Here is a 15293-nt window from a genome sequence, read left to right on the forward strand (position 1 = left end):
ATTACTTATTCCGTTTTATAGAATATGTAGGTACGCATTTTTTTATTTTTTTTTCTTTGTCAATTTCTTTTTTATTAATAGATTTATCTACATTATTATTATTCCGAATAATTTCATTTTTAATTTTCATTTTTGCATCTCTTAAATATCGGATGCCTTCTCCTAATCCCCTAGCTATATCTGGTATTTTTTTAGGACCAAAAACAAGTACGGCTATAAAAATGATAAAAAAGCTTTCTTCTATACTAATAAATAATAAATTTTTCATTTATATTTTTTTACAACAATCATATACTATGGATGGAGCAATAAATATAGAGGAATAAGTACCTACACTGATTCCAATGAATAGAGCCAACATAAAACTATGAAGAACTTTTCCTCCAAATAGAAAAATAATTAAAACTACTAATAAAGTAATAAAAGAAGTATTTATGGTTCTAGAGAGAGAACTATAAATGCCTTTATTTATAATCTCTTTCATCAAAAAAGATGTTTTTTTTGAAATTTTTCTAATTTTATCATAAACTATTACGGTATCATTAATTGAATATCCTATTATTGTTAATAAAGCAGCTATAAAAGTTTGATCTATTTCCAAAATAGGAAATTTTTTGTGTAAAAAAGAAAAAATTCCAAGTACGATAATTGAATCATGAATTAAAGAGATTATTGCTCCTAATCCAAATTGCCATTTTTTGAATCTTATAAAGATATATATAAAAATTCCTACTAAAGAAATTGCAATAGAAATACAAGCTTTATAAATCATGTCTATAACTACTGTTGGTCCTATTTTTTCTACAGATAAAATACCTAATGATTTATTTTTTTTTATTTTTTTAAAATTATCAAAATTTATAGGAAAAAAAGCTTTTAAAGCTATAAATATCTTTTTTAAAATTACTTCGTCCACTTGGTTATTTTCTTCCCGTATTTTATATTTAGTTACTATTTTAAGTTGATTTTTATCTCCAAATGTTTGAACCCTAGGAAAAGTAGGTTTTCCATTTTCCATAAATGTTTTTGATAAAATTTCTGAAATTTTTTCAGGAACTACTTTACGATCAAAAAGAATTATGTAAGAACGTCCTCCTACAAAATCTAATCCCAGATTAAACCCTTTTAAAAAAAAAGAAAGTATACTCACAATTATAAAAATAGAAGAAATCATATAAACCCATTTTCTTTTAGATAAAAAATCATATTGCATATTTTGAATTTTATTCAGAAAAAAAGTTTTAAAATAAATTTTTTTATATTTTCTAAAATGCCATTCTAAAAATAATCTTCCTAAACAAATGGAAGTAAACATAGATATTATAATTCCAATAATCAAAGTAGTAGCAAATCCTCGTATTGGCCCTATTCCAAAATAAAATAAAATAATTCCACATAATAGAGTGGTAATTTGTCCATCTATAATAGAAGATAAAGCTCCTTGTAAAGTATAACTATTATTAATAGATGTTGATAAATGAATTTTATTTTTTATATTTTCTTTGATTTTCTCGTATATTATTATATTTGCGTCCATAGACATTGCTAATGTAAGTATAATTCCAGCAATACCCGGAAAAGTTAATACTGCATTCATAGAAATAAGAATTCCAAAAACAAATATAATATTGAAAAATAAAATAATATTAGCATACAATCCTGGAATTGAATAATAAAAAAACATCCAAATAAATACAAAAAATAAAGCTATTAAAAAAGATATAATTCCTTTTCGAATAGATTCTTTTCCCAAGTAAGAACCAATTATGTTTGTTTGAATAATTTTTACAGAGGTTGGTAATTCTCCTGTATTTAATACATTTATTAAATCATTAGATTCTTGTATTGAAAAGTGTCCATATATTTGAGACATTCCATTTGGAATAACTGATTTTACTACAGGAACTGCATATACTAAATCATCAAGTACTATTGCAATGTTTTTTCCTATATTTTTTTCTGTGAATATTTTCCATTTTTTAGTTCCTTCTTGATTCATTTTAATATTTATATATATTTCATTTAAAGGTCCAAAAGTTTTGTAAGCATCAGTTATCATATTTCCATTTAAAAAATGAGATGTTTTTTCATCACTTATTTTTATAGCAAATAATTGTAAAAAATTATTTGAATTTTTATATCCCCACAAAAATTTTGTATTATGTAAATGATATGGTAAATAATTCATAGCTTCCGTAGAATTTAAAAAATCGGAAATGATTTTTTTATATTTCATGTGAACTAATCCAACTGTATTTGAAGATTTAATAAGTGGAATATTCAAAATATCTATAAAAGATTTTTTTATTTTATAATGTTTTTGATAAAATTTATTTATTGTATTAAAATATGGAATCACTTCTTGAACATTAAAAGTTTCAAAAAAATGTAATTCCGCTTTTTTTTCTAAAATATTTTTTATTCTATCTACATTTTGTATTCCAGACAATTCAATTAAAATTCGATTTGAATTTTTGATTCTTTGGATATTGGGTTGTATAATCCCAAATCTATCTATTCTGGATCTCAAAATATTTTGAATGGAAATTATAGATGATTCTATTTTTTTTTTTAAAAATTTTTTTACCTCTGAATCAGAACTATTAGAATCAATGGATTCATTATTCGATTTATTTCCAAATAAATTTGAAGAGGATAAACTGATATTTAATTTTTTATTTTTTACTTCTTGATTAAAAGAATTTATAAAATATGATAAATAATCTGTATTTGGATTTTCTTTTTTTTTCTTATCTGTATTCTCCAATGCTTTTAAAAAAATAAAATTTTGAGAATTGTCAGAAAATTTTTTTAATAAATCTTTTTCAGAAATATCTAAAATCATACTGATTCCTCCTTTTAAGTCTAATCCCAGATTTAAAGTTTTTTTGTTATTCTTTATAGAATCTACGCTAGATGATGTAATATAATATAAGCAAATTATAGTCAATATTATAGTTACAAAAATCGTAAAAAAGTTTCTTACACGCATCTTATTTTTCTTATGAAATTATTATATTATTAATAAATTAAAAAATTTTTATAGCTATCTTTATTGGGATTAATAAAATTAAATGAATGCACTTGAAAAAATTTTAGCTTATTCGAAGCCCTATAAATATTATTATATCATTAACATATCATGCAATTTTTTATATTCTTTATTTTCAGTTATATCCATAATATCTATTTCACCTGTATTAAGTATTTTATTTGAACCTTCTGAATACAAAAATAAAACGACATTTTTTAATTCTTTCAATATATATTTTGATTTTATTTTAAAATATTTTCATGACTATATAAAAATATCATTATTCAAATATGGAAAAATAAATACTTTAGCTATATTTTGTTTTTTCATTATTCTTCTTTTCTTAATTCGAAATATATTTCGATATTTAGCGGAATATTTCTTAATAGGAATAAAAACTTCCATAGTTAGAAATATTAGAAATGATTTTCACAAAAAAATACTTTCTTTACCTATAATTTTTTTTTCAAATAAAAGAAATGGAGATTTAATATCTAGATTGTCTAATGATATTAATGAAATAGAAATATCTATTGTTAGTTCTTTGGCTAATTTGATTAGTTCTCCTATTATGTTTATTTTTCATTTATTAACCTTATTTTTAATTAGTTATAAGCTTACCTTATTTACTTTTTTATTGGTTCCTTTAATGGGGGTTTTTTTATCTGTTATAGGAATTAGTTTAAAAAAAGATGCAAGAGGAGCTCAAAACCAATTAGGAAAATTATTTTCTGTTATAGAAGAAACTTTAAACTCTATTAAAATTATAAATATTTTCAGTGCTGAAAATCAAATGCAAAAACGTTTTGAACAAGTATCTGAATATCAGAAAATACTTTCTGCTCGTGTTAATAGAAAAAAAGAATTAGCTTCTCCTATGAGTGAATTTTTTGGTTCCATTACAATGATTTTAATCATTTGGTATGGAGGAAAACTTTTTTTAGAAAAAAAAGGAATGGGGCCAGAAATACTTTTTCCTTTCATAGGGTTATTTTTTCAAATTATCAATCCCGCGAAAAGTTTAGTTAATTCTATATCTAATATTCAAAAAGGAAGAGCAGCTGCAGAACGTATTGTAGAAATATTGAATACCAAATGTACATCAAATGAAAAATTTAGATATAAATCCATTTTTCATTTCGAAAATGAAATTTTATTTCATAATGTATCATTTACTTATAATAAATTGATCTTAATTCAAGATTTAAGTTTCTCTTTAAAAAAAGGAAAAACTGTAGTTTTAGTGGGGAGATCCGGCAGTGGAAAATCTACCCTTGCTAATTTATTAGCCAGATTTTATGATGTTACATCTGGAGAAATTACTATAGATGGAATTAACATTAAATATTTGAAAATTAAAGATTATAGAAAATTATTAGGAATTGTTACTCAAGAACCAGTTCTTTTTAATGATTCTATTTTTAATAATATAGCATTAGGATCAGAAAAAAAAGTATCTATAAATTCTGTAATACAAGCAGCTGAAATTGCTAATGCACATTGTTTTATAGAAAAACTTCCAAAAGGGTATGATACTATTATAGGATATAATGGAAATAAATTATCCTTAGGTCAAAAACAAAGAATTAGCATAGCTAGAGCTGTATTTAAAGATCCTCCAATTATGATTTTAGATGAAGCAACTTCTTCATTAGATACAGAATCTGAAATTACAATTCAAAAAGCATTAAATAAAATAATGAAAAATAGAACATCTCTTGTAATAGCACATAAATTATCTTCTACTATTATACAAAATGCAGATCATATTATTGTATTAGAAAAAGGAAAAATTATAGAACAAGGAAAACATGATACTTTAATATCAAATAAGGGAACTTATAGTAAATTAATGGCTTTATAAAGCTTTTAAAAATGAATATTGAAAAATGTATAATACAAATTATTCATCATCCTATTCTATCTATTTCTATTATAGGAAATTTATTTTTATTAGAAAGTATTTTATCTATAGATAATGCAGCCATGTTATCTTCTATGATTCTGAATCTTAAAAAAGAAGATAGAAAAAGAGCCATAAAATATGGAATTATTGGTGCTTATTTTTTTCGATGTTTATGTCTATTATTTGCTTCTATATTGATCAAAATATGGTGGTTGAAACCATTAGGAGGAATTTACTTGATTTTTTTAGGATTAAAACATTTTTTTTTCAATAAAAATTTTATATCAAATAATTTAAAAAATGAAAAAACAAAAGATTCTTTTTGGAAAGTTGTTTTTATTATAGAAATAATGGATTTAGCTTTTTCTATTGATAATATTTTTGCATCTGTTGCATTATCTGATAATTTTATATTAATTTTTTTGGGTGTATGTATAGGAATTTTTTCTATGAGATTGATTTTACAATTTTTTGTTCGATTAATGGAAAAATTTCCAGAATTAAAACATTCTACTTTTTTTGTAATCATTATTCTTGGAATTAAACTTATTTTTTTTTCAAAAAAATATGTTCCTGATTTTGTATTATTTTTTTTTTCAGAAAAAATATTTTCTTTATTAACTTTTTTAATATTTATGTCCCCTATTTTTTTATCATGGATAAAAAAAGTAATTAATAAAAATTAAAATAATATGGTAATAGGATCTTCTAAAAAATTTTTAAGAGAATGAATATATTGACTTCCTTTAACTCCATCTATAATTCTATGATCACAAGACAATGTAATTTTCATTATATTTCCTATTTCAATTTTATAATTTTTTACGACAGGACGTACCATAATAGATCCTACAGATAATATGGATGTATTGGGAGTATTAATGATAGAAGTAAAAGATTCTATTTCATACATTCCTAAATTTGAAACAGTGAAAGTACTATTTTCTATTTCTTCCGGTTGTATTTTTTTCGATTTTGAACGTAATACTTTATCTCTAATTTCTTTGGAAATTTGTAATAATGATTTTTGATCTGCATTTTTAATAACTGGAACTATCAATCCATCTTGTATAGCTACAGCTACTCCAATATGAATATGTGGATGTATTATGATTTTTTCATCGTTCCATGATACATTTATATCAGGATGTTTTTTTAAAGATTGAGCTACTGCTTTGATAATAATATCATTGAATGATATTTTTTCTTCTAAAGAAAGTTTATGATTTAAATTTTTTCTAAATTCAATTAATTTATCCGCGTAAATTTCACTAAATAAATAATAATGTGGAGCTGAAAATTTAGAATAAGTTAAATGCTCTGCTATTTTTTTTCTGATGGAAGAATGAACAATCGTTTTTTGATTTTTTCCTTTCTTTTCCTTAAGGTTAATTTTTTCATAAGATTCTATATCTTTTTTAACAATTCTACCATATTCTCCACTTCCTTGAACATTTTCTATAGAAATTCCTATTTTTTTAGCCATTTTTTTTGCTATAGGAGAGATAAATATTTTTTGATTTTTTTCTTCTTTATTTTTATGTAATTCTGAAATAATATGATTTATATCTTCTCCTTCATAACCTATGATCGCTAATACATCATTAACACGTGTAGTTTCCCCTTCTTTAATTCCAATAAAAAGCAAAACTCCACTAACATCTATTTCAAAATCTTGAGTAGCTTTATCGGTTTCTATTTCAGCTAGAATATCGCCTTCTGAAACTTTATCTCCTATTTTTTTGTTCCATTTGATTACAGTCCCCTCTTTCATTGTATCACTTAATTGGGGCATATATATTATTTCTGCCATTATTTTAATATATTTTTATGAAAGTTAAACTTTATCTAAAAAAGGATAATTATTCTCATAATAAACTACATTATACATTTTTTCTACAGAAGGAAAATCTGATTGTTCTGCGAATTCCACACAACATTCTATTTTTTTTTTAACTTCATGTTCTATTACATTCAAATTTTCTACAGTTTCCCATTGATTCTGTAAAATCATATTTTTTAATTTTAAAATAGGATCTTTTTTTTTATACCAATTAACTTCTTCTTTGTTACGATATAATTCAGAATCAGACATAGAATGTCCCCTATATCTATATGTTTTAATATCTAAAAAAGTAGCACCTTCTCCTTTTCTCGCTTTTTCTATAGCAATAGAAGCGGCTTGTGCTATTTTTTCAGGATCCATTCCATCTACAGGATAAGAATACATTCCATATGCCTTTCCTATTTTATAAATTTCTTCTATATTACTACTTCTTTTTATGGAAGTCCCCATAGCATATTTATTATTTTCACATATAAAGACAACAGGAAGTTTCCATAACATAGCCATATTAAATGTTTCATGTAAAGATCCTTGTCTTACAGCACCATCTCCCATAATAGTGATAGTTACAGATTCTCTATTAAAATATTTATCGGCAAAAGCGATTCCAGCTCCTAATGGAATTTGTCCCCCTACAATTCCATGTCCCCCATAAAAACGATGTTTTCTACTAAAAATATGCATAGACCCTCCCATCCCATGAGATGTTCCTGTTATTTTCCCTAAAAGTTCAGCCATTATTCTTTTAGGATCCACTCCCATAGAAATAGGTAAGATATGACATCTATAAGCGGTTATTATTTTATCTTTAGATAAATCCATTGCATGGGTTAAACCAGCAGGAATTGCTTCTTGTCCATTGTACAAATGTAAAAATCCTCTAATTTTTTGTTTTAAGTATAGGGAACGGCATTTGTCCTCAAACTTTCTCCAAAAAGACATATCTTTAAACCACTTAAGATAAGTTTCTTTGGTAATTTCTTTCATGAAGAAAAATTTTATGAAATCATTGTATACAAATTTAATCTTTAAGATCCAATATACCAAGAAAAAGAATTTCTATCAAATTAAGGAAATAAGACTTTCTAATGCAATATTTCTTGATCCTTTAATGAGAAGATAATCCGTTTTTTGAATAGAATATTTTTTAATCCACTCAACGAAATTTTTTTTTGAGATAAATTTTTTTATTTTACAGGAAGTATTTTTGGTATTAAAAAAAATGTTTCCAATTAAAAAAGCAATGCTTATATTACTTTTTTTTATAAAAGAAATAATTTTTTCATGTTCACTATTGGAAAATGATCCTAATTCTAACATATCTCCTAATATTACCATTTTGTTTCCTTTTATATTGTTAAAAAAAATAAGAGCTTCTATCATACTAGTTGGATTTGCATTATAACAATCTATAATAATTTGGATATTTTTTTTCACTAAAATTTGAGAACGATAATTATTGGGGACGTATTCTTCTATCGCTTCTTTCATTTTTTTTAAAGAAATTTTGAAATATGTTCCAATAGTTATAGCAGAAGCTATATTATATAAATTGTAATTTCCTATTAAAGAAGAAATAATTTTTACATTTTTAATATATAAAGTAGATTTTATACTATTTTTTTCCCATAAATATTCAACATTTATATCCGTCTTTTTTTTTTTTCCTGAAAAAATATATCTATTCATTCCTATACTATTAGATAATTGTATAGGATCATCTCCATTGATAAATACTAATTTATTTTTTTTTTTTAAAAAATTATACAATTCCAACTTGCTACGTATGATCCCTTTTACATTTTTAAATCCTTCTAAATGAGCTTTTCCAAAATTGGTAATATATCCATAATCTGGATTAATAATATTACACATTTTTTCTATCTCTTTTTCATGATTTGCTCCTATTTCTACTACAGATATTTGTGTATCCATAGGCATGGAAAGTATAGTTAATGGAATTCCTATATGATTATTGAAATTATTTTTGTTACAATGAACTTTATTATATTTTTTACCAAGAATAGTCGCAGTAAGTTCTTTAGTTGTAGTTTTTCCATTACTTCCAGTAATAGCTATAATAGGAATATGATGCAATCTATGTCTATGATAGATAGCCAATTTTTGTAAAAAAAATAATGTATTGTATACAAAAATAATTTTGTCACATAAAACATATTTTTTGTTATCGACTATAGCTAACATTGCTCCATTTGAAATCGCTTCATATGCAAATTGGTTTCCATCAAAATTTTTTCCTTTTAAAGCTATAAAAATAGATCCCTTTTTAACTTTTTTACTATTTATTTCTATACCAGAAGAAGTAGAATATAACTGATATATATTTTTGATATTCATAAATCATATAATGTTTTTAAAATGAATAAATAATTAAAGTAAATCTTTTTCAAGTTTTATTTTTAAATTATTAATACTAGTGATAACAGTTCTTTTCTGATCTTTTATGTAAGAAATATAACCTGTTTCTTCGGATATAACAAGACATATAGCATCCGTTTTTTCAGATAATCCAATGGCCGCTCTATGTCGTAATCCCAAACGAGATGGAATTTCTTTATTGTAAGAAACCGGAAGAATAGCTCTTGTTTTTATTATTTTATTTCCTACAATAACTACAGCTCCATCATGTAATGGACTATTTTTATAAAAAATACTTTCTAAAATAGAAATATTAACTTTAGCATCCATTTCATCTCCATTTTGTATAAATTCTTTTAAGTCTTGATGTAATTGAATGACTATTAAAACCCCTGTTTTATCTCCTGAAAAAATAGCACAAGCATTTACAATGCTATCTATGGTTTCAGTTTTAATTGATACTCTTGATTTTTTAAATAAAGAAAATATAAATTTTTTAAAAAAAATTCTACTTCCTACTATGAGAAGAAATTTTCTAATTTCAGGTTGAAATACAATAATTAAAGCTAAAAAACCTCCTTTAAAAAAAGCACTTATAACGATGCTAAGAAGTTTCATTTTATAAATTTCTACTATTTTCCAGAAAATAAAAGTGGCAATGATTCCATAAAAAATATTTAAAGCAGCTGTTCTGTAAACCAGTCTGTATATTTGGAATAGAATAATGGTTACTAAAAAAATATCTAAAATATCAATGAAAGAAATTTTCAATGAATATAACAATGAAAAAAAAACTTCATGTAAAAATAATATAAGTTTTAGTGTATTAGAAAATTTTTTTATAGTATTCTACTAATTTAATGCATTCTACAGCTTCTTTAACATCGTGTACACGTAAAAATTTGGATCCATTTAAAAGTGATATAGTATGTATAATGGAAGTGGCATTTAATGATTCCTCATCAGATATTTTTAAAATAAATTTAGTCATAGATTTTCTAGAAATTCCAACTAAAATTGGATAATCTTTAAATCCTAATAAGGATAAGTGTTTTAATAATTGAAAATTTTGTTCTAGTGTTTTTCCAAAACCAAATCCAGGATCAATAATAATATCTAGAATTCCATATTTTTTTAAATAGTAAATTTTTTTAGAAAAAAAATTATTTATTTCTATTATTATATTTTCATGATAAAATGGATTTTTTTGCATGTTTTCAGGAATTCCTTTCATATGATTTAATATATATGGAATTTTAAGTTTTCCTAATAAAGGAAACATATTTTTATCCAAATTTCCTCCTGATATATCATTGATCATTACGGCTCCTTCTTCTACTGCTATTCTGGCCACTTCACTTCGAAAAGTATCTATAGATATTTTAACATTTGGAAAATTTTTCACAATAGAACGAATAGGTTTTATTACTCTTTTTATTTCTTCTTTTTCCGTTATCAATTTCGATCCTGGACGTGTAGAACAACCTCCAACATCTATAAAATCAGATCCTTCATTTAATAAAGTATCTATATGTTGTAATATACAATATTCAGAACATAATTTTCCTCCATCATGAAAAGAATCAGGAGTTAAATTGACGATTCCCATCACTTTGGGGACTTTTAAATTCAATAAAGTGCCTGCACAATTAATTATCATTGATAAAAACTATTTATTGTAATTTGTTATAAAATTAAATAAGATGTAAAATGAATGATCCTTATGTTGATTTTATTATTAAAAAATGTAGAAAACTTTTTTTAAAAAAATTAAAAGATTATGGATTATCATGGAAGTTTATTCATAATTATTCTATCATAGATCAAATTTTAATTAAAATAATACGTATAAAAAATATTCAATCAAAAGGATTTCAAAAAATTAAAGAAGAAAAAATAACAGATACATATATAGATATTATAAATTATTTAATAATTATGTTAATAAAATTAGATATTTCTTTTACATACAATTTTAACAAAATATCACACAACGATGTAATTTTGATATATAATCAAAAATTGAAAAGAATAAAAAATTATACAGATTGTAAAAAAAAAACTTTAAATAAGTTTTCCATAAATAATGTATTAAAAAATATTTTACTGTTAAAAAAAAATCGAATTTTGTTAGAAAAACTAGAAAAATTTTGTTTTAAAATATTAGTTGATATCATTTTTTTATTAAAACAAAACCCGTAGTTATAAAAATTACAATTTGTATATTTATATTTTTAAAAGATAAAAATGAGAAAAAGAAAAAAAGTTGTTATTGCAAATTGGAAAATGAATTATGATTTTTATGAAACAACTTCTTTTATTAGAAATTTTTTAAAAATTGTTTTTGAAAGAAAAATAAATCATAACAAAGAAATTATAATAGCCCCTTCTTTTCCTTTTTTACATATTTCAAATCAAATTTCACAAGGAACAACTTTAAATATTGCGGCTCAAAATATTCATCATACAGATAAAGGATCTTACACTGGAGAAGTATCATCTTATATGTTAAAATCAATAGGAATTCAAAAGGTTATACTTGGACATAGCGAACGTAGAGAATTTTTTCTAGAAAAAAATAATCTTTTATTCGAAAAGATAAAAATAGCATTAAAATATAATTTTAATATTATTTTTTGTGTAGGAGAATCATTTTTAGAAAGATCTAAAAATAAACAATTTGAAATTGTCAAAAGTCAATTAGAAGAAACTGTATTTCGTTGTACTTCGGATGAAGTAAAATCTTTTTATATAGCATATGAACCAATATGGGCGATTGGAACAGGAAAAACGGCTACATTTGAAGAAGTTCAAATAATGCATGAATTTATTCGTTCTTTATTTTTTGATAAATACGGAGAAAGTGTTTCTAATAGAATATATATTCTATATGGAGGAAGTATTAATGATCTTAATGCAAAAGATTTTTTTTCTCAAAAAGATGTAGATGGAGGACTTGTAGGAAATTCATCTTTGAAACTCGATAAATTTTTGAGAATTGTTCAATCATGATATTTAAGAAATTTATGGGCCTCGTAGCTTAATTGGATAGAGCATCTGACTACGGATCAGAAGGTTATGGGTTCGAATCCCTTCGAGGTCGCATTATCCTAAATAAGGTTTTAATATTTTGCTTCTGGAAGAGTGTTTTAATCTTTTTAAAGCTATACTTTCAATTTGTCTTACACGTTCTCTTGTTAAATCACAAGATTGTCCAACTTCTTCTAAAGTCATGGGAGGTGATCCATTTAATCCAAAATGCAAAATAATAACACGACGCTCTCTTTCACTTAAAGTTTCTAAAATTCTTTTTATATCTTTACGTAAAGATTCTTTTTCTAAATGTTCATCTGGACGAGGTGATTCATCGGATCTAACTAAATCATATAAGTTAGAATCTTCTCCTTCTATTAAGGGTGCATCCATTGAAACATGTCTTCCCGAATTTTTTATAGATTCTTCGACGTCTTTCTCATTCATATTTAAATGTTCTGCTATTTCTCTTGCAGAAGGAGTTCTTTGTAATTCTTGTTCTAATTGAGCCAAAGTCTTTAGGATTTTGTTTAATAAAGCTAATTTGTTCGTAGGTTGCCTTATAGAGCGTGATTGTTCCGCAATAGCTTGTAAAATAGCTTGTCTAATCCACCAAACAACATATGAAATACATTTAAAACCTCTTGTTTCATCAAAACGCAATATTCCTTTTATCAATCCCAAATTTCCTTCATTTATTAAATCACATAAACTTAGTCCTTGATTTTGATATTGTTTAGCAACAGAAACAACAAAACGTAAATTAGCATTGACCAATTTATTTATAGCAGAAGAATCCCCTTCTCTTGCTCTACGAGCGTATTCTACCTCTTCTTCTGGAGTTAATAATGGAATTTTTCCTATTTCATGAAGGTATTTATCTAACGATTCAGATTCACGATTTGTTACTTGTTTAGTAATTTTAAGTTGTCTCATATATTTTTTGATTCATTTTTTTTCCCAGTATGGATAGGACGGGGTAAAAGTACTTTTCTAGAGAGTTTCATTTTTTTGTTTTTTTTATCTATTCCCATAAATTTAACTTCAATAATATCTCCTATATGTAACTCTTCTTCGATTTTATTCAATCTATTCCATCCTATTTCTGAAATATGTAGTAAACCTTCTACTCCTTTAGATATTTCAACAAAAGCACCAAAATCTTTTATAGATTTTACTTTTGCTTTATAAACTTTTCCTAATTCGGGAACAAAAGCGATTTCCTTAATTTTGTTTATGGCTTTCTCTATTTTTTCATCATCTTTTCCAATGATTTCAATACAACCTAAATTTTCTTTTTCTTCAATTAAGATATTTGTGTTTGTACATGATTGTATTTCTTGAATAACTTTTCCACCAGGACCTATAACTGAACCTATAAAATTTTTTGGAATATTAAAAGTATATATTTTTGGAGTATTAGGTTTCATTTTTTTTCTGTATTTTGGCAATATTTCTAACATTTTTTTTAAAATAAAAATACGACCTTCTAGAGCTTGCATTAATACTTTTTTTAAAAGATCATATGTTATTCCTTGCATTGTTTTTACATCCATTTGACAAGCTGTTATTCCACATTTAGTTCCTGTTATTTTAAAATCTAGATCTCCAAAATGATCTTCTTCTCCTGTTATATCTGATATGATAACTTTTTTTTCATTTTCCATAAACAATCCCATAGCAATCCCAGAAACAGGATTTTTTATAGAAATTCCTGCATCCATTAATGCTAAACTAGCGGCACAAGCTGTAGCCATAGAAGATGATCCATTAGATTCTAAAATATCCGAAACAACACGAATTGTATATGGATTATTGGGAATAATATTTTTTAATGCACGTTGAGCTAAATTTCCATGCCCAACTTCACGTCTAGAAACTCCTCTTATATAACGTATTTCTCCTGTAGAAAAAGGGGGAAAATTGTAATGTAAATAAAATTTTTCCTGATTTTCCATAATAACATTATCAATTTTATTTGCATCCAATGATGATCCTAATGTGACTGTAGTTAATGATTGAGTTTCTCCTCTTGAAAATAAAGCAGAACCATGCACTCCAGGTAAATAATCAACAAAACCAGATATTGAACGTATTTGTTGACTGGTTCTACCATCTAATCTTATTCCTTTTTTTAAAATTAAATTTCTAATTATATTTTTTTTGATTTCTTCAAAAAATTGGTCTATAAGAATTTCTTTTTTTTCTATTTTTTCTTCTATAAAAAAATTTTTTTTAAAATCATTTAGGATAATTTTTTCTTTTAAAGATCTAGTTTTTTTATTTAAAAATTTGTGATAAATTTTTTCAATTTTTTCATGTGAAAATAAGAAAAGTTTTTTTTTTAATATTTTATTTTCTTTAGATAAATTCATTGATTCTTGATCATCAAAGAAAAAAAAATTATTTTTTGGTAATTTTTCAACTAAACGAATTTGAGCTTCTATTTGTGGTTTTATAGCTTGATGAGCTATAATCAAAGTTTTTAAAAATTCATTTTCTTTTATCTCTTTCATTTCTCCTTCAATCATAATAATAGAATGATTGGAAGCTCCCACTATTAAATCTATATCCGCTTTTTTTAACTGATCCAAACTAGGATTAATAATGAATTCTCCATTTAAACGGATAATCCGTATTTCTGATATAGGGCCATTAAAAGGAATCCTTGCAACAGATAAAGCTGTTGATGCGGCTAATCCCACTAAGCCATCTGGCAAAACAGTTTTATCATATGAAAGTAATGAAATCATAATTTGTATTTCCTTTTTAAAGGAATCTGGAAATGTAGGCCTCAAAACACGATCTACTAATCTCATTGTTAAAATTTCCTCATCAGAAGGTCTACCTTCTCTTTTAATAAAACCCCCCGGAATTTTACCTCCAGCAGAATATTTTTCTCTATAATCTACTGTCAAAGGAAAAAAATTAGCTTCATCTTTTGTTTCTTTGGAAACAACCACAGTTGCTAAAAGCATTGTATTTTTTGATCGTACTATAACGGCTCCATCTGCTTGTTTTGCTAATCCTCCTGTTTCTATAATGATAGAACGACCATCTATCATAGATATGGTTTCTTTTACTATATCTGGCAT

General features: G+C 24.5%; 13 protein-coding genes and 1 tRNA gene. 5 read left to right on the top strand and 9 right to left on the bottom strand.

From position 1 onward, the window contains the following. Nucleotide 1: 1 nt before the first annotated feature. Nucleotides 2-268: a Sec-independent protein translocase subunit TatA/TatB gene (locus tag G9C01_RS00775; protein WP_166265159.1), complete on the bottom strand. Its 267-nt coding sequence runs from the start codon at nt 266-268 to the stop codon at nt 2-4. Continuing rightward, complete coding sequence (secD, locus tag G9C01_RS00780) at nt 269-2992, bottom strand: protein translocase subunit SecD (RefSeq protein WP_166265162.1); 2724 nt, start codon at nt 2990-2992, stop codon at nt 269-271. It lies immediately after the preceding gene. An 82-nt stretch (nt 2993-3074) separates the two neighbouring features. On the opposite strand from secD, the gene G9C01_RS00785 reads away from it, so the two are divergent. Together G9C01_RS00785 and G9C01_RS00790 are read left to right on the top strand one after the other, a co-directional pair. Then, complete coding sequence (locus G9C01_RS00785; RefSeq protein WP_166265165.1) at nt 3075-4898, top strand: ABC transporter ATP-binding protein; 1824 nt, start codon at nt 3075-3077, stop codon at nt 4896-4898. Nucleotides 4899-4909: 11 nt separating this feature from the next. Next, entirely contained in the window at nt 4910-5626 is a 717-nt protein-coding gene (locus G9C01_RS00790) for a TerC family protein (RefSeq protein WP_166265168.1), read from the top strand. On the opposite strand, the gene G9C01_RS00795 is transcribed toward G9C01_RS00790, so the two are convergent. The 5 genes from G9C01_RS00795 to folP all read right to left on the bottom strand — a co-directional run bounded on the left by G9C01_RS00795 (nt 5623) and on the right by folP (nt 10825). Next, nucleotides 5623-6753 carry a dihydrolipoamide acetyltransferase family protein gene (locus G9C01_RS00795; protein ID WP_166265171.1) on the bottom strand — a complete coding sequence of 377 codons (1131 nt, stop codon included), beginning with the start codon at nt 6751-6753 and terminating at the stop codon, nt 5623-5625. The genes G9C01_RS00790 and G9C01_RS00795 overlap by 4 nt on opposite strands. Nucleotides 6754-6777: 24 nt before the next feature. Further along, nucleotides 6778-7773, bottom strand: coding sequence for a pyruvate dehydrogenase (acetyl-transferring) E1 component subunit alpha (gene pdhA / locus G9C01_RS00800; RefSeq protein ID WP_166265174.1), 996 nt, complete (start codon nt 7771-7773; stop codon nt 6778-6780). A 75-nt stretch (nt 7774-7848) separates the two neighbouring features. Beyond that, nucleotides 7849-9144, bottom strand: a complete 1296-nt coding sequence (locus G9C01_RS00805) for a UDP-N-acetylmuramoyl-tripeptide--D-alanyl-D-alanine ligase (protein ID WP_166265177.1) — start codon at nt 9142-9144, stop codon at nt 7849-7851. 33 nt (nt 9145-9177) lie between these two features. Beyond that, nucleotides 9178-9936, bottom strand: coding sequence for a diadenylate cyclase (locus tag G9C01_RS00810; protein WP_242673952.1), 759 nt, complete (start codon nt 9934-9936; stop codon nt 9178-9180). A 55-nt stretch (nt 9937-9991) separates the two neighbouring features. Further along, the gene (gene folP, locus G9C01_RS00815; RefSeq protein ID WP_166265183.1) at nt 9992-10825 is read right to left on the bottom strand and encodes a dihydropteroate synthase; all 834 of its coding nucleotides are present in this window, start codon (nt 10823-10825) and stop codon (nt 9992-9994) included. A gap of 50 nt (nt 10826-10875) precedes the next feature. On the opposite strand from folP, the gene G9C01_RS00820 reads away from it, so the two are divergent. From G9C01_RS00820 to G9C01_RS00830, 3 genes are all read left to right on the top strand, one after another. Next, nucleotides 10876-11367, top strand: a complete 492-nt coding sequence (locus G9C01_RS00820) for a nucleotide modification associated domain-containing protein (RefSeq protein WP_166265186.1) — start codon at nt 10876-10878, stop codon at nt 11365-11367. A 45-nt stretch (nt 11368-11412) separates the two neighbouring features. Further along, entirely contained in the window at nt 11413-12177 is a 765-nt protein-coding gene (gene tpiA / locus G9C01_RS00825; RefSeq protein WP_166265189.1) for a triose-phosphate isomerase, read from the top strand. 17 nt (nt 12178-12194) lie between these two features. Then, nucleotides 12195-12268: transfer RNA gene (locus G9C01_RS00830), tRNA-Arg, on the top strand. A 2-nt stretch (nt 12269-12270) separates the two neighbouring features. On the opposite strand, the gene G9C01_RS00835 is transcribed toward G9C01_RS00830, so the two are convergent. Then, complete coding sequence (locus tag G9C01_RS00835) at nt 12271-13134, bottom strand: sigma-70 family RNA polymerase sigma factor (protein ID WP_166265192.1); 864 nt, start codon at nt 13132-13134, stop codon at nt 12271-12273. Next, entirely contained in the window at nt 13131-15293 is a 2163-nt protein-coding gene (locus tag G9C01_RS00840; protein ID WP_166265195.1) for a polyribonucleotide nucleotidyltransferase, read from the bottom strand. Before G9C01_RS00840 ends, G9C01_RS00835 begins: the two co-directional genes overlap by 4 nt.

Origin of the sequence: Blattabacterium sp. DPU (assembly GCF_011290385.1) — a bacterium.
Taxonomy (GTDB): domain Bacteria; phylum Bacteroidota; class Bacteroidia; order Flavobacteriales; family Blattabacteriaceae; genus Blattabacterium.

Bases quoted from the DNA above. Each gene is read 5' to 3' on its own strand.
- G9C01_RS00835 (WP_166265192.1), bottom strand. From the start codon at position 13,134: ATGAGACAACTTAAAATTACTAAACAAGTAACAAATCGTGAATCTGAA.
- G9C01_RS00795 (WP_166265171.1), bottom strand. From the start codon at position 6,753: ATGGCAGAAATAATATATATGCCCCAATTAAGTGATACAATGAAAGAG.
- folP (WP_166265183.1), bottom strand. From the start codon at position 10,825: ATGATAATTAATTGTGCAGGCACTTTATTGAATTTAAAAGTCCCCAAA.
- G9C01_RS00790 (WP_166265168.1), top strand. From the start codon at position 4,910: ATGAATATTGAAAAATGTATAATACAAATTATTCATCATCCTATTCTA.
- G9C01_RS00820 (WP_166265186.1), top strand. From the start codon at position 10,876: ATGAATGATCCTTATGTTGATTTTATTATTAAAAAATGTAGAAAACTT.
- G9C01_RS00805 (WP_166265177.1), bottom strand. From the start codon at position 9,144: ATGAATATCAAAAATATATATCAGTTATATTCTACTTCTTCTGGTATA.
- G9C01_RS00785 (WP_166265165.1), top strand. From the start codon at position 3,075: ATGAATGCACTTGAAAAAATTTTAGCTTATTCGAAGCCCTATAAATAT.
- secD (WP_166265162.1), bottom strand. From the start codon at position 2,992: ATGCGTGTAAGAAACTTTTTTACGATTTTTGTAACTATAATATTGACT.
- tpiA (WP_166265189.1), top strand. From the start codon at position 11,413: ATGAGAAAAAGAAAAAAAGTTGTTATTGCAAATTGGAAAATGAATTAT.
- G9C01_RS00775 (WP_166265159.1), bottom strand. From the start codon at position 268: ATGAAAAATTTATTATTTATTAGTATAGAAGAAAGCTTTTTTATCATT.
- pdhA (WP_166265174.1), bottom strand. From the start codon at position 7,773: ATGAAAGAAATTACCAAAGAAACTTATCTTAAGTGGTTTAAAGATATG.
- G9C01_RS00840 (WP_166265195.1), bottom strand. From the start codon at position 15,293: ATGCCAGATATAGTAAAAGAAACCATATCTATGATAGATGGTCGTTCT.